Below are 14,429 nucleotides of genomic sequence, written 5' to 3'. Positions count from 1 at the left end.
GTCTCAGCCCTTCCACTCCACCTTGAACACCCACACGTGCTCGCCCGCCGCGCGTGCCGCCGCCGGCACGTCCACGACGAACGACCCGCCCGTGGTACGCCAGTTCAGCGGACGGTCGTAGCCGAGCATCATGACCTTGTCCCCGGCCCTGACCGGCACCGCGGCCTCGACCGTGAGCGTCGCGCCCGGCTCGGCGAGCGAGTGGATGTAGAACGCCTTGTTCGGCCTGACCGTGAACCGCAGGTCCTCGCCGAGCTGCGCCATCCGCGACCAGTACGTGGTGTCGTAGACGGCCTCGCCGTTGGTCTTGAGCCAGCGGCCCGTCTCGCGCAACCGGGTCTGCATGATCTCCGGGATGGTGCCGTCGGCGCGCGGCCCGATGTCGAGGAGGAAGTTGCCGTTCTTCGACACGATGTCGACGAGGCTGTGCACGACCTCCTCGGTCGTCATGTAGCGGTCGTCGGGCGTCTCGGCGTTGTACCCGTAGCTGTACGGGTCGAGGCCGCGGCTCGACTCCCACTTGGCGACGACAGTGTTGTCGTACGTCGTGTACTCGGGCGTCGTGAAGTCGTGGAAGCCGATCCCGGAGCGGTTGTTGACGGCGACCTCGTACGGCTTCGGGCGGTTCTTGCCGTGGTTGAAGAACTCGGCGAGGACGTCGTGCGAGTCGTTGACGCCGCCGATGTCGCACCACAGGAGCTGCGGGTCGTAGTCGTGGATCAGTTCCAGCATCTGCGGGGCCTGGAAACCCTTCACGTAGTCCTTGCCGGACGTGTAGCCGGTGTAGGGGACGGGCTCCAGGGTGTACGGGTTGCGCGGGGCGTGCCCCATCCACGGGTTGTCCGGGTTGAACCACTCGGGCATCGAGAAGTACAGGCCGCGGTGCAGCTCGGGGGTGTAGCGGCGGGACGCGTCGAAGAGCTCCTTGATGATGTCCCGCTTGGGGCCCATCTTCACGGAGTTGCGGTCCGACAGCTTGGTGTCCCAGAGGGCGAAGCCCTCGTGGTGCTTGGACGTGAGGACGTGGTACTGGGCGCCGGCGTCCCGGAACAGCTCGACCCACGCACGCGGGTCCCACTTCTTCGCGGTGAACATCGGGATGAAGTCGTCGTACGCGAAGTCCTCGCCGTACGTGGCCTTGTGATGTGCGTACGTCGGGTTGTTCGGGTCCTGCATCTGGTCCCAGTACCACTCGGCGTACTGCTTGCCGACCGGCGCCCACGCGGGCACGGAGTAGACGCCCCAGTGGATGAAGATGCCGAACTTCGCGGAGTGGAACCAGTACGGGGCCTGGTGTCCGGAGAGCGACGCGTCGGTCGGCTGGTAGTCGGGGACGCCGAGCGTGAGTTTCCTGGTGCTGGCGGCGGCCTGGTGTCCGCGCCCGGTGGCGACGACCTTGCCGTCCTGGACCGTGCCGGGCGCGGTGCCCGCGCGGTTGCGGATACCGACGCGGACGCGGGCCTGCTCACCGGGGGCGAGGCGCGTGACGCGGGCGGGCTCGACGGTGCGCGCGCCGGGCACGTCGACGCTGACGGTGAGGGCGTCCGCGGTGACGATGCCGACGGTGCCCGCGTTCACGACGGTCGCCTCGACGCTCTGCGCGCCGGTGGACTCCAGGAGCGAGAACGTGGAGTGCGCGTCGCGCAGCGCCAGCGCCCGGCCCTGCGCGGCCGGCTGGAGCGAGAGCGCGAAGACGTGCAGGGCGGTCTTGTTCGCCTCGGCCGGGTTCAGCTTCGGCAGCGTGATCGCGACGGCCTCGCGCTGCGCGTCGAGGGGGATCTCGCTGGTACCTATGCCTACGCGGCCGGTGTCCTTCGTGCCGTCCGGCTTGTAGCGGTAGGCGGCGGAGAGCGGACCGCCTGCCGCGTACCAGTCGGCGCCGCCGAGTCCGGCGCTCGCGGTGGAGCCGTCGGCGTAGTGGACGACGGCGCTGCCGGACGCGTTGCCGTAGCTGCCCGCGGTGAGGAACAGGGCGGACAGATAGCGGCCCTTGGGCAGCTCGACGCGCTGGCCCATGGCCACGACGTTGTTCTTCGCCCCCGCCGCCGACGACGGGAAGACGTAGGCGATCCCGTCGACTTGGACAGGCCCCGCGGGGAGTTCCTCGCCGGGGAAGGTGTAGCCGCTGCCGTCGAAGTCGCCTCCGCGGGCGTCCGCGGTGTCGACGCCGTCGTTGTCGAAGAGGGCGTCGAGCGGAACGGGCACCGGGTCGGGGACGGGCCCCCAGACGGCGTCCGCGGACGCGGTCCGGGCGGTGGCCGTCGCGTCGGACGCGGCGGCCGGTCCGGCGGCGGCGAGCGGTACCGCGGCCGCGGCTGTCACGGCCGCGGCCGTCCCGAGGACCTGGCGTCTTGGGTACGAACTCATACTCAGCACTCCCTGATGCGGCTCAAGGCTGGGCATTCATCGGAGGTCTGATGATGGTAGGGGTCCGTGGGCGCGTCAATGGGCCGCGCAGAGGCGGGAGTTGAGAGAGTGATCCGATGACCGCTCATCGACGTCGGGCCGTCAGCGGGCATCCGCAATGAATGTCCGAAAACGGCCGTCTGTCAGCGGGTGCGAAGAAGGCGCGAAACCGGTCTCCGGGGACCTGGCGCCGTCGGGGGGCCGGCGCGTCACAGCGCGCGGTACATGATGTGCAGCCCCACCCGGCCGTGCCGGGCGTGCTCGTACGCGTCCGGGACCGTGCCCAGGATCGTGAAACCGAGGGAGGTCCAGAGGCCGACGGCGGGGTTGGTCTCGACGACCGCGTTGAACACCATGGCACGGTAGCCGTCGGCCTTCGCGCGCTCCAGTACGTGCTCGGCGAGGGCGCGGCCGATGCCGCGGCCGCCCTGGGCGGGGTCGACCATGAAGCCCGCGTTCGCGATGCCGGCGGCGGGACCGCCGTAGTTCGGCGCGACGTAGGCCGAGCCGACGACGACGCCGTCCGCCTCGGCCACGTACACGCGCTTACCCGGACCCATCCACAGGGTCCGGGCCAGCGCCTCGGGGGTGTCCGGGTCCCAGGCGTACGTCTCGCGGGATCCGACGATCTGCCGCCAGAACGGCCAGATCTGCGCCCAGTCCTTGTCCTCTGCGTCCCTGATCAGCATGTACGTGAGTCTGGCACGCGGCCGGTCAGAGGCGGTTACGGGGGCTGGGGCAGGTCAGTCCACGCTCGGCAGGATGTGGGGCTCCGCGAGGTCGTCCTCGTAGCCCGCGAGCCTGATCGGGGCCGAGCGGGCCCACACGTCGAGGCTGCCCAGCTTCTCGGGCCGCCGCCCCGCGCGCTCCGTGCGTTCTCGGGGGCGCTGCTCGCGATTCGTCTTCTCTGGTGTCACCGCGCACTCCTTGTGTGTCGGGTAACCCTGTCCGGCGCGCCCGCCCGGCGTTCCCGTCGGGCGTCCGGCGCCCGGTCGGGCTGGTTTCGATACCGGTTCGGGCGCGGTGGCGCCGGTTTCCTGCTTGGGCGGCCCGGGATCGGGCCGTCCCGCGACGAACCACGGGTGCTGGTAGGACCACGTTGTGCTGTCCGTCGGCTAGAGACAGAGTAACCATATGAGCAGGACCCCGCTCGATGGGGCCGAAACCAGGGAGACGGCCGGGGGTCGCCGGGGATTCATTCGGCCACCGGCGACATGACACCCGACTGGGTGACGACTACGTGGGGTCCGGCCGGTCCGTGTTGATCGATCGCCCCGGATCGTCGGTCGGCTCGGCCGACGGCTGGGACGTCACATACGGCGAACCGGAGGGCTCGGCGGGGGGCGGAGCGGGCGGCAGCACGCCTCCCGGGGGCGGCGGTCCGGTGGGGCTGGCGGTGGCGGTGCCCGCGGCCTCGTTCGCGATGGCGTCGAAGTCCACGTCGCCCGTGTTCTCCAGCATGGTGATGTGGTCGAGGACGGTCTGGTTGGCGTCGGTGGCGAGCTCGCGGACGAGGGTGTTGCGGGTGGTGTGGCGGACCTGGGCGATCAGCGCGAAGACCTTGCCGTGGGAGTCGCGCAGCAGGTTGGCGAACTTGTTCTCGTAGTCCTTGCCGCTCGCGGCGGTCAGCTGGTTGAGCCAGCCCTGCTGCTGCGGGTTGGGCTGGTTCGGCAGCTCGACGCCGAGCCGACCCGCGACCGAGCGGACGCGCTTGTCGAGGTCGGTGTGGCCGACGACGAGGTGGTCGCCCGCCATCCTGATCGCCTGCGTCGGCGCCCGCTCCATGGCCTGCTGGCCGGCCGGTATCTCCCAGAGCCCGGCGAGCCGCACCTTGACCAGGAAGTCCCGGTCGGTGGCCGACAGGGGACCCCATTGGGTGGCCACGCTCCCCGCGTTCAGATTGGCCGCCCCGGTGCCCGAGCGGTCGGCGTACGACCAGATCGGAAAGGCGAGCGCGCCCAGGGTGGCGACCAGGGCGGCGAAGATGAGCGCGGTCCCGTTGATGCGTCGCAAGCAATCCTCCCGATACCGGCGTCAACTCGCCACGGGGGCGAGCTACTTGTTGGTACGGGAGGGTACGGACGTGACAGGCGTGGCGTTCAGGGTTTCGCGCCCCTTTTTTAGACCTGTCCCCAGAGGGCGTCGGCGAGCGCGACCCCCGCGAAGGCGGCGCCAAGGCCGACGGCGACACTCGCGACCACGTTGGCCACGGCGAAGAGCCGCGCCCCGTCCTCCCCGAGCCGGAGCGTCTCGTACGAGAACGTCGAGTACGTCGTCAGGGCCCCGCACAGGCCCGTGCCGATGAGCAACTGCACCCGCGACGAGGCGGCGCCCGCGGCGACGGCGCCGGTCAGCAGGCCGAGCACGAGGCAGCCGCAGGCATTCACCGTGAACGTCCCCCACGGGAAGACGCTGTCGTGCCGGGTCTGCACGGCCCGGTCGGTGAGATAGCGCAGCGGTGCGCCCACCATCGCGCCGACGATCACGAGGAGCCAGTTCACGCCCGCGTTCCGCCGTTCTCCCGGCCCACGTACCGGATGACCTCGCAGTCGTCGAGGACGACCAGGCCCTGTGACACCAGCTCGTCCAGCTCCGGCAGGAACGCCCTGACCCGTTCCTCGGTGTCGACGATCACGACGGCCATGGGCAGGTCCTCGCTGAGCGAGAGCAGCCGCGAGGTGTGGATCAGGGACGACGCCCCGAACCCCTCGATGCCGCGGAAGACGCTCGCCCCCGCGAGGCCCGCCTTGTGCGCCCGGTGCACGATCTCGCTGTACAGGGGCTTGCGGCGCCAGGTGTGGTTCTCACCGACGAAGACCGTCAGTCGCAGGGCACGGCCGGTCAGTCGCGTCATCGCTTCCTCCACACCAGAACGCGGCGCGTCAGCGCCACCCCGAGCCCGACCGCGGCGAGCGCCACCAGGAGCGTCGCCGCGAGATAGACCAGGCCCGTACGGACCCGGCCGGCGTCCACCAGCTGCTGGATGTCCACCGCGTACGTGGAGAACGTGGTGAAGCCGCCCAGGACGCCGGTGCCGAAGAACGGCCGCACCAGGCGGTGCGCCGCCCACATATCGCTGATGATCACCATGAACACGCCGATCACGAAACAGCCGAGCGCGTTCACCCACATCGTCGTCCACGGGAAGGCGCCGGGCGAGGTGGGCCACAGGAGCGCGGCGCCGTAGCGGGCGCAGGCACCCACGGCGCCGCCGAGCGAGACGACCGCCACGATCGGGCCCTGCACCCGCAGGGCCCCGCGCCGCCGGGCCGGCACGCGCAGGCCGAGGTCCGGATCACTGGGTTCGTCCGCCGCCGGGGACTGCCCGCCTGTCATCCGTGTCCGTCTCCTCCTCGGCCCAGTGCCGCGCGCCGGCAGTGAAGATCACCGTCCGCGGTCAGCCTATAGCCGGTCCGGACGCGCCGTTAATGTCCCGTTGTCCCCGGCGAAAGATGGCCATGGTGTCCTGCCGGAACACCGGCTTACGGGTCCCAGGGAGGAGTCACACATGACACAGGTCGAGCTGCGCAGCGTCGACGAGCTGATGGATCTTCTGCACGCCTGCCGCGGCGCGTGGGACACCCCCGACCGCAGCGGCGACCCCGTCGACCTGCACGACCACGCGCTGCAGACCGCCGCGCTCCTGCGCCGCGGCCACCCCAGCGACAAGGAGCTCCAGCTCGCGGGGCTCGTCCACGACATAGGCCACCTGCTGCGCCCGGGCGACGACGCGGGCCACGCCGACACGGCGGCGGCCGCCGTGCGGGGGCTGCTCGGGGAGCGGGTCGCGCGTCTTGTGCAGCTGCACGTTCCGGCCAAGCGCTACCTGGCGACATCGGATCCGGCGCGCGGCCTTTCGCCGCAGAGCGCGCTGACGCTGGAGACGCAGGGCGGGCCGATGACGCCCGAGGAGGCGGCGGTGTTCGCCCATGACCCGCTGGCCGACGACGCCGTGACGCTGCGTCAGGCGGACGACGCGGGCAAGGTCGCGGGCCTCGACGCGGGGGTCATGGAGGACTGGCGGCCCGTGGTGGAGCTGGTCGCGCAGGGGTTCCATTCCACCAACTTCACACCATCGCTACGTAGTTGACATGTTGAACTGACGATCCGTCATGAGACGGTACGCCCCATGACTTCGGAGCTCTCGCTGGAAGGCAGGGTGGCCGTCGTGACCGGGGGGTCGCGGGGCATCGGCCGGGCCGTCGCCGTGGCGCTCGCGGCGGCCGGGGCGCGGGTGTGTGTGACGGCGCGCGATCCGGACGGGGTCCGCGAGACCGTCGCCGCGCTGACGAAGAGCGGCGCCGAAGCCACGGGACTGGCGGGGTCCGTCGCCGACCCCGCGCATCTGTGGGAGCTGACGGAGCGGGCCCTCGACGCGTTCGGCCGGCTCGACATCCTGGTGAACAACGCCGCGACCAATGAACCGTACGGACCGCTGATGGAGGCGGATCCGGAGGTCTGGCGCGAGGCGTTCACAGTCAACGTGGAGGCGCCGCTGCGGCTCGTGCAGTGCGCCTGGCGGGCCTGGATGTCGGAGCACGGCGGGGCCGTGGTGAACATCTGCACCGAGGGCGCCGGACACGTCGGCCCGCGCGTGGGCGCCTACGGGACGAGCAAGGCGGCGCTGCTGCATCTGACACAGCAACTCGCGGGTGAACTGGCTCCGTTGGTGCGGGTCAACTCCGTATCGCCCGGGCTCGTGCGCACGGAGATGGCGCGCTTCGTGTGGGAGCACGCCGAGGAGTCCGTGGCGGCGGGGCTGCCGCTGGGCCGGATCGGGGAGCCGCAGGACGTGGCCCGGGCGGTGCGCTGGCTGGTGTCGGACGAGGCGGCCTGGGTGACGGGCGCCGACCTCCTGGTGGACGGCGGAACCCGGGTCAGGGCCGCGTCGCCGGACCTGACCGATTCCGTCCACCAGCAGCTCCGCCACCGGCTGCCGGACACTCGCTAGGGCACTACCACTTGCCGGGCGCGTAGTCCTTCATGAAGACGCCGTACAGGTCCTCGCCGGCCTCGCCCCGGACGACCGGGTCGTAGACGCGGGCCGCTCCGTCGATCAGGTCGAGGGGGGCGTGGAAGCCCTCGTCGGCGAGGCGCAGCTTGTCGTAGTGCGGGCGCTCGTCGGTGATCCAGCCCGTGTCGACCGAGGTCATGAGGATGCCGTCGGTCTGGAACATCTCCTGGGCGCTGGTCCGCGTCACCATGTTCATGGCGGCCTTCGCGGCGTTCGTGTTCGGGTGCCCCGCACCCTTGTAGCCGCGGCCGAAGACGCCCTCCATCGCCGAGACGTTCACGACGTACGCGCGTCCGCTGGACGCCTTCTTCGCGGCGTCGGCCATCGCCGGGCGCAGCGCGCTGATCAGGATGAACGGCGCCGTGTAGTTGCACAGCTGGGTCTCGAGGAGCTCCACCGGGGAGATCTGCTCGATCGTCTGCACCCAGGTGTTGCTGTCGACGACGTCGGGGACGAGGCCGCCCGCGTCGATGGCGCTGCCGTCGCGGTGCCGGGCGACGCTGGCGTTGCCGGCGACCAGGGCGAGATCGGCGACCTTCTGGGCGTCCAGGCCGGAGATACCGGCGGGCAGCGCGGTCAGGCCGTCGACCGCGCCGGAGTTGAACGCGCCGATGACGTGGTGGGCGGGGAGCTCACCGGCCGGCAGCGGGGCGCTCTCGCCCTCGACGAGGGCGGCGTACGCGGAGGGCAGCCGGCGTACGGTCTGCGTCGCGTTGTTGATGAGGATGTCCAGCGGGCCCTGCTCGGCGACCTGCTCGGCAAGCGCCACGGCCTGGGCCGGGTCCCGCAGGTCGATGCCGACGACCTCCAGGCGGTCCATCCAGTCCGCCGAGTCGTCCATCGCCTTGAAGCGGCGGATGGCGTCCTTGGGGAAGCGCGTCGTGATCGTCGTGTGCGCGCCGTCACGCAGCAGGCGCAGCGCGATGTACATGCCGATCTTGGCGCGGCCGCCGGTGAGCAGGGCGCGCTTGCCGGAGAGGTCGGCGCGGATGTCGCGCTTGGCGCGGTTCACGGCGGCGCACTCGGGACAGAGCTGGTGGTAGAAGTAGTCGACTTCCACGTACCTGGCCTTGCAGGTGTAGCAGGAGCGGGGACGCTGGAGTATCCCCGCCAGCTTGCCCTCCCCGACCTGCGAGGACGGCAGAAGGCCCTCGGTCTCGTCGTCGATGCGCTCGGCGGAGCCGGTCGCGGTCGCCTCGGTGACGGCCTTGTCGTGGGCGGTCTTCGCGGCGCGGCGCTCCTGGCGGCGACGCTGCTTCACGGTCCGGTAGACACCGGCCGTGGCGCGCCTGACCTGGATCGCGTCGGGGTGGTCCACATCCAGCTTGTCGAGTTCGTCGAGCACGCTCAGGCAGACGGCCAGCCGCTCGGGGTCGATCCCGGGGCCGAACGACTCCTGCGACACCACCATGGCTTCGGTGGCGCCCGTCGGGCTGTCCTCTGTCATCGTCATCGCCGCTGCGTTCCTCGCGTCACTCGGACCGCGGCGTGCTGTGAGTGACCGCGGATACTCCCAAAAGGCGGAACCTTACAACCTGCTGTCGACATTCCGCCAAGTGGGCAGTTTATCCCGCTCCCGGGCCCTCCCGGGAACGCCGGTCCTTGACCTTGATCAGGTACGGCCGTAGGGCGCGGCCCGCCCCCTCCCCCGTCAGGACGGACCGCCCCCCGTCAGGCCGTCCCCCGCACCGTCTCGCACACGCGCACCAGGGCCGCGAGTTCCTCGCGGATGCCGGTCGCGAGTACGTCCAGGTCGGGGACCGCGGCCGCGTCGGCGACCAGGCCGTAGTGGACACGCCCCCGGTACGTGGACACCGCGACCGCGAGGGACTGTCCCTGGGCCAGTGGCGCGAGGGGGTAGACCTCGGTGAGCGGGCAGCCGCCGAGCCGCAGGCCGAGGCTCGGCAGCGGCACGCTCGTGACGAGGATGTCGAACAGGAGCCGGGCCGCCTGGGCGACGACGGGCCCGCCGATCATGTGACCGAGCGGCGGCACATGGTCCGCGAGCAGGGCCACGGCGCCGGCGCCGCGCTGCGGGCCCGCGTCCTTGTTGTGGTCCATGGCCGTACGGACCGCGCGCAGCCGGGCGAGCGGGTCCCGCTCGTCGACCGGCAGCTTCACCAGGTAGCCGGAGAGCCGGTTGCCCTGGGGGTGGGCCGTGCGGGGGCGGCGCCGCGAGACGGGGATCAGGGCCCGCGGACGTACCCCTTCGCTGCCGTTGCCGCGCTCGTCGAGCCAGCGCCGCAGGGCCCCGGCGACGACGGCGATGAGGACGTCGTTGACGGTGCCGCCGACCGTCTTGCGGACCCGGTGCACATCGTCGAGTTCGAGGACGACGCCCTCGGTGCTGCGGGTGCCCGTGGCGTTCGAGGAGAAGGCGGGCGAGGTGTGCACGTCCCAGGTGGCGCGGACGACGGAGGTGCCGATGTCGAGCGCCGTGACGGCACTGGAGGCGCCCTCCCGAAGGAGGCCGGGCAGCTTGCGCGGGTCGAGGTCGCCCAGCCGCAGGTCGCGCATGCCGGGGAACGGCAGCCGGAACCCGCGGGGCGCCGCGACGGCGGGCGCCGTCCGCGAGACGGGCAGGTCCATCGGGTCCATCACCCCGGCGGCGAGCGTCAGCGCCCGCAGCCCGTCGGCCAGCGCGTGGTGGAACTTGAACAGGACGGCGAACGAGGTACCGTCCGCGCCCGGCAGGACATGTGCCTCCCACGGGGGCCTCGCCCGGTCGAGCGGCCGCTCCATCAGGGCGCCGGCCGCAGCGTGGAAGTCCGCGGTGGGCTCGCCCAGCCGTACGTGGTCGAGCGGGTCGAAGTCGGGTACGGGCACACGTGCCGCGCCGCCGACGGGGATCCGTACCCCCTGGATGCGCATGCGCAGGCCGGGGACCGCGGGGGCGCGGGCGGCGAGCAGCTCCACCGCGTGCTGGACGTCGCCCGGCGAGCCCGCGGCGAACACCCCCAACGCGCCCAGGTGCATCGGGTGTTCGGCGGACTCGATGTTCCAGAAGGCCAGGTCGAGTGGCGCGAGGAGGTCCGGGCTCGGCGCGGGCCGAGAGTGCTGGGACTGCTGAGAGTTCACTTGGGCCGCTCTCGCGTCGACGTCGGGGGAAAGCAGTCAACCGCTCTCCAGTGATTACGGTCAAGTACGATCAAGCTACACACAGTAAACAACAGATTAAGACCCGCCCCCTCGATGAAGGGGCGGGTCTCGTGGTGCTGGTGGGGCGTGCGGTGCCGTTACTTCAGCGCCGGCGGCGCTGCGTCGGCAGAGGTGCCCCAGGTGGAGGGCTTGTCGCCGACCGTGAAGGACAGCTCCCGCAGCCCGCGGATGTCGTCCGTCGTCAGATACGTCTTCCTCAAAGCGGTCCCGTCGGTCTGCGCCGACTGGATGTACCGCGCCGAGTCAGACGTCCCCGGCGCCTTCACCGTGAGGCGGCCCTTCGGGTAGTAGCGCCGGTCGAGGGTGACGTCCACCCGCTCGAAGACCGGGGTCGACAGGCCCCAGGTGTCCGTGCCGGGCTGGACCGGGAAGATTCCGATCGACGACAGGACGTTCCAGGCGGACATCGTCCCGAGGTCGTCGTTTCCGGTCATGCCGGTCGGGGCGTCCGTGAAGAGCGTGAGCGCGGCGTGCACGACGTCGGTCGTCTTCCAGGGCTGACCGGTCGAGAGGTACGTGTAGGGCGCGATCAGGTCGGGCTCGTTCTGCGGGTTGTACTTGTCCGCGTTGTAGTAGTCGTACGGACCGTTCACCCACACCTCGCGGGCGGTCTTCGCGGGGTCCTGCACCAGCTGGTCGTACGCGAAGAACGAGTCGAGGCGGTCGTTGGCCGGCTTGGTGCCGCCGATCAGGCCGACCATCCCGGGCAGGTCCTGCGGGACGAGCCACTGGTACTGCCAGGACGTGCCCTCGTGGAAGCCCTCGCTCTTGGCGGGGTCGGCCGGGCCCGTGAAGGTGCCCGCCGCGTCCCGCGCCCGGAAGAAGCCGGTCGAACTGTCGAAGATCTTCCGGTAGTTCTGCGCCCGCTGTGTGTAGCGCGCCGCGTCGTCCTTGTGGCCCAGGTCCTTCGCCATCTGCCCGAGCATCGCGTCGGACAGCGCGTACTCCAGGGTCGCGGAGGCGCCGTGGTCGTAGTCGGAGTCACCCGGCTTCACATGCGCGCGATCCTTGATGTACGGCGCGAAGCCGTCCGCGATGTACTCCTTGTTGGCCTCGCGGCCCACCGGCGCGGAGTCGGCGGGCGGGACCCCGTCGGCGTTCTTCTTCAGCGCGCGGTACGCCTGCTCCTCGTACCCCTTGAGCAGACCCTGCTGATAGGCGTTCGTCAGGAACGGAGTGACCGGGTCACCCGTCATGATGTTCGTCTCGACCGTGCCGTAGCCCCACTTGGGCAGCCAGCCGCTCTCCTCGTCGATCTTGATGACGGAGATCGCCATGTCGCGGGACTCGCGCGGCGCGAGCAGCGACAGGAGCTGCGCCTGCGTGCGATAGGTGTCCCAGAGGGACCAGTTCTGGTAGTACGTGTAGCCCTTGGCGCGGTGGATCTTCTGGTCCCAGCCGGTGTAGCGGCCGTCGACGTCGCTGCCGATGTTCGGCGCGAGGAACGAGCGGTACAGGGACGAGTAGAAGGTGCGGCGGAGCGTGTCGCTGCCGCCCTGCGCCTTGACGTCGTCGAGCCGGTCCTCCCACGCGGCCTGCGCGGCATGCTCGACACGGTCGTACGAACGGCCGCCCTCGGAACGCAGGTTGAGCGCCGCGCCCTTCGCGTCGACGTACGAGATCGCCGTGGTCGCCTCGACGCTGCGGTCCTTGGAGGTGTCGAAGCGCACGAACGCGCCGCTGCGTTCGCCGCCGGCCGTCGACTCCTTGGAGCCCTCGGTGACCGCGTCGCCCTTCCAGGTGCCCGACGTCGTGAACGGCCGGTCGAAGCGGGTGATCGTGTACACCGTGTACGGCTTCGTGTCCTGGCAGAAGCCGCTGCCGGTGATGGCCGTGCGGACGGTGCGGTTGTCGAGGATCTCGACCTTGGTGTTCAGGGTCTTGTGCAGCGACTGGCCTGCGTTGATGAGGACGTTGGCCTTGTCGGTGGCGGGGAAGGTGTAGCGCTGCACGCCGGTCCGCTTGGTCGCGGTCAGCTCGGCCTCGATGCCCGTCTTCAGACCGACCTTGTACGAGCCGGGGCTGGCCTTCTCGTTGTCGTGGCTGAACTCGGCCGCGTACTTGGCGTAGTCGGTCGACGTGATGTCGCCGGTCGTGGGCAGCACGGGCAGATCGCCACCGAGGCCGCAGCCGACACCGGACAGATGCACGGTGGAGAAGCCGCGGATGTGGTTCTCGGAGTAGTCGTAACCCGTGTTGTGGCCCGTGTCGGGCGAGAACTGCACCATGCCGAAGGGCACAGCGGCGCCCGGGTAGGTGTTGCCCTCGTTCTCGGTGCCGATGAACGGGTTGACCAGATCGGTGAGCCGGCCCTCGTCGGACACGGCCGCCTGGGCCGACGGCACGGCGAGCGCCCCGCCCAGGAGCGCGACCGCCGCCACCGCCGTCCCCGCTCCGCGCAGCCGTTGGGTCCATCTCATGGCGAGACCGCCTCCTCGAGTACTAGACAACGTTGTCAATACGCAGCGCGGTCATTCTTCTGGCGCGTGCGTGTACTCGTCAAGGGACACGACAGCGGGAGCCTGCGAACGAGACACGGCACAGGGCACCCGCCGACGAGGGGGCAGGAACGGTCAGACCACGACCTGTCGGCCCTTCCCCAGTGCGATCACCCCGCCCTTCGACACCGTGTACAGCTCGGCGTCCCGCTCCGGGTTGACTCCGATGGTCGCCCCCGGCGGTACGTCCACGTTCTTGTCGAGCACGGCTCCGCGCACCACGGCGCCCCTGCCGATCCGGACGTTGTCGTGCAGGACCGAGCCCTGGACGACGGCGCCCTCCTCGACGGTGACACCCGGGGAGAGGACGGAGCGGGTGACCTGGCCGCGGATGACGCAGCCCGGGCTGACGATCGACTGGCCCGCGATGCCACCCGCGCAGAACTTGGCGGGCGGCAGCTGCCCGGGGTGCGTGTAGATGGGCCAGCGCCGGTTGTCGAGGTTGAAGGCGGGCTTGTCCGAGAGCAGGTCGAGGTGGGCCTCGTAGTACGCGTCGAGGGTGCCGACGTCGCGCCAGTAGCCGTGCTCGTGGGGCGTCTCGCCGGGGACGTGGTTGCCGTCGAAGTCGTAGAGCTGGGCGACGCCGCGTTCGGTGAGCATCGGCAGGATCGAACCACCCATGTCATGCACGGAGTTGGGCATCTCGGAGTCCTGCTGCAACGCGTCGATGAGGGTCTTCGTGGTGAAGACGTAGTTGCCCATGGAGGCGAAGACCTGGTGCGGGGAGCCGGGGATGCCGGGCGGGTCGGCCGGCTTCTCGAGGAAGCGGTCCACGCGCGTTCCGTCACCGGCCGGCGTGATGATCCCGAACGCCGAGGCGTCCGCGCGGGGTACGCGGATGCCCGCGACCGTGACGCCCGCGCCGCTCTCGATGTGCTGCTGGAGCATCTGGCGCGGGTCCATGCGGTAGACGTGGTCGGCGCCGAACACCGCTATGTAGTCGGGCTGTTCGTCGTGGACCAGGTTCAGGGACTGGAGGATGGCGTCCGCGCTGCCCAGGTACCAGCGCGGGCCGAGGCGCTGCTGGGCCGGGACGGGCGTGACGTAGTTGCCGAGCAGGCTCGACATGCGCCAGGTCGTCGTGACGTGCCGGTCGAGCGAGTGCGACTTGTACTGGGTCAGGACGCAGATACGCAGGATGTCCGCGTTGACGAGGTTGGACAGGACGAAGTCGACGAGGCGGTACGTGCCGCCGAAGGTGACCGCCGGTTTCGCCCGGTCGGCGGTGAGTGGCAGCAGGCGCTTGCCCTCCCCGCCCGCCAGTACGATCCCGAGCACCGAAGGTCCACCACGCATCCCAGCCCCCAGCTTCACCTTGAGGATCCATATCGCTTCGAGGAACTGCTCCGTCT

The 14,429-nt window shown here is 70.6% G+C and carries 13 protein-coding genes; 2 read left to right on the top strand and 11 right to left on the bottom strand.

All coding sequences use genetic code 11. From position 1 onward, the window contains the following. Nucleotides 1–3 precede the first annotated feature (3 nt). The 7 genes from CG723_RS10200 to crcB (CG723_RS10170) form a co-directional block, all read right to left on the bottom strand. Nucleotides 4–2,367, bottom strand: a complete 2,364-nt coding sequence (locus CG723_RS10200) for an alpha-L-fucosidase (RefSeq protein ID WP_100592957.1) — start codon at nt 2,365–2,367, stop codon at nt 4–6. A gap of 248 nt (nt 2,368–2,615) precedes the next feature. Next, a complete protein-coding gene (locus tag CG723_RS10195; RefSeq protein WP_100592956.1) occupies nt 2,616–3,095 on the bottom strand; it encodes a GNAT family N-acetyltransferase in 480 nt (159 codons plus the stop codon). Nucleotides 3,096–3,149: 54 nt separating this feature from the next. After that, entirely contained in the window at nt 3,150–3,323 is a 174-nt protein-coding gene (locus tag CG723_RS10190; protein ID WP_100592955.1) for a hypothetical protein, read from the bottom strand. Nucleotides 3,324–3,642: 319 nt separating this feature from the next. Continuing rightward, the gene (locus CG723_RS10185; RefSeq protein ID WP_100592954.1) at nt 3,643–4,419 is read right to left on the bottom strand and encodes a DUF4142 domain-containing protein; all 777 of its coding nucleotides are present in this window, start codon (nt 4,417–4,419) and stop codon (nt 3,643–3,645) included. A gap of 107 nt (nt 4,420–4,526) precedes the next feature. Continuing rightward, on the bottom strand, nt 4,527–4,907 hold the full coding sequence (gene crcB / locus CG723_RS10180) for a fluoride efflux transporter CrcB (protein ID WP_100592953.1): 381 nt from the start codon (nt 4,905–4,907) through the stop codon (nt 4,527–4,529). Further along, entirely contained in the window at nt 4,904–5,260 is a 357-nt protein-coding gene (locus tag CG723_RS10175; RefSeq protein ID WP_100592952.1) for a DUF190 domain-containing protein, read from the bottom strand. Before CG723_RS10175 ends, crcB (CG723_RS10180) begins: the two co-directional genes overlap by 4 nt. After that, nucleotides 5,257–5,742, bottom strand: a complete 486-nt coding sequence (gene crcB / locus CG723_RS10170; RefSeq protein ID WP_100592951.1) for a fluoride efflux transporter CrcB — start codon at nt 5,740–5,742, stop codon at nt 5,257–5,259. Before crcB (CG723_RS10170) ends, CG723_RS10175 begins: the two co-directional genes overlap by 4 nt. Nucleotides 5,743–5,914: 172 nt before the next feature. Here crcB (CG723_RS10170) and CG723_RS10165 point away from each other — a divergent pair, with 172 nt between their 5' ends. Both CG723_RS10165 and CG723_RS10160 read left to right on the top strand, forming a co-directional pair. After that, the gene (locus tag CG723_RS10165) at nt 5,915–6,496 is read left to right on the top strand and encodes an inositol oxygenase family protein (RefSeq protein WP_100592950.1); all 582 of its coding nucleotides are present in this window, start codon (nt 5,915–5,917) and stop codon (nt 6,494–6,496) included. Nucleotides 6,497–6,535: 39 nt separating this feature from the next. Further along, on the top strand, nt 6,536–7,357 hold the full coding sequence (locus CG723_RS10160; RefSeq protein WP_100592949.1) for an SDR family oxidoreductase: 822 nt from the start codon (nt 6,536–6,538) through the stop codon (nt 7,355–7,357). 4 nt (nt 7,358–7,361) lie between these two features. Here the strand turns inward: CG723_RS10160 and CG723_RS10155 are convergent, their stop codons facing one another. From CG723_RS10155 to glgC, 4 genes are all read right to left on the bottom strand, one after another. Continuing rightward, on the bottom strand, nt 7,362–8,873 hold the full coding sequence (locus tag CG723_RS10155) for an SDR family NAD(P)-dependent oxidoreductase (RefSeq protein WP_100592948.1): 1,512 nt from the start codon (nt 8,871–8,873) through the stop codon (nt 7,362–7,364). A 218-nt stretch (nt 8,874–9,091) separates the two neighbouring features. Further along, entirely contained in the window at nt 9,092–10,498 is a 1,407-nt protein-coding gene (locus CG723_RS10150) for a wax ester/triacylglycerol synthase family O-acyltransferase (RefSeq protein WP_100592947.1), read from the bottom strand. 158 nt (nt 10,499–10,656) lie between these two features. After that, a complete protein-coding gene (locus CG723_RS10145; RefSeq protein ID WP_100592946.1) occupies nt 10,657–12,999 on the bottom strand; it encodes a GH92 family glycosyl hydrolase in 2,343 nt (780 codons plus the stop codon). Between the two features lie 153 nt (nt 13,000–13,152). Then, a complete protein-coding gene (gene glgC / locus CG723_RS10140) occupies nt 13,153–14,373 on the bottom strand; it encodes a glucose-1-phosphate adenylyltransferase (RefSeq protein WP_100592945.1) in 1,221 nt (406 codons plus the stop codon). Nucleotides 14,374–14,429 lie beyond the last annotated feature (56 nt).

The sequence above is a fragment of the Streptomyces sp. CB01635 genome (assembly GCF_002803065.1).
Lineage (GTDB): Bacteria > Actinomycetota > Actinomycetes > Streptomycetales > Streptomycetaceae > Streptomyces.
This window is presented reverse-complemented; position numbering and strand designations above follow the sequence as displayed.

Bases quoted from the DNA above. Each gene is read 5' to 3' on its own strand.
- CG723_RS10145 (WP_100592946.1), bottom strand. From the start codon at position 12,999: ATGAGATGGACCCAACGGCTGCGCGGAGCGGGGACGGCGGTGGCGGCG.
- CG723_RS10160 (WP_100592949.1), top strand. From the start codon at position 6,536: ATGACTTCGGAGCTCTCGCTGGAAGGCAGGGTGGCCGTCGTGACCGGG.
- glgC (WP_100592945.1), bottom strand. From the start codon at position 14,373: ATGCGTGGTGGACCTTCGGTGCTCGGGATCGTACTGGCGGGCGGGGAG.
- CG723_RS10175 (WP_100592952.1), bottom strand. From the start codon at position 5,260: ATGACGCGACTGACCGGCCGTGCCCTGCGACTGACGGTCTTCGTCGGT.
- CG723_RS10200 (WP_100592957.1), bottom strand. From the start codon at position 2,367: ATGAGTTCGTACCCAAGACGCCAGGTCCTCGGGACGGCCGCGGCCGTG.
- CG723_RS10155 (WP_100592948.1), bottom strand. From the start codon at position 8,873: ATGACGATGACAGAGGACAGCCCGACGGGCGCCACCGAAGCCATGGTG.
- CG723_RS10165 (WP_100592950.1), top strand. From the start codon at position 5,915: ATGACACAGGTCGAGCTGCGCAGCGTCGACGAGCTGATGGATCTTCTG.
- crcB (WP_100592951.1), bottom strand. From the start codon at position 5,742: ATGACAGGCGGGCAGTCCCCGGCGGCGGACGAACCCAGTGATCCGGAC.
- CG723_RS10195 (WP_100592956.1), bottom strand. From the start codon at position 3,095: ATGCTGATCAGGGACGCAGAGGACAAGGACTGGGCGCAGATCTGGCCG.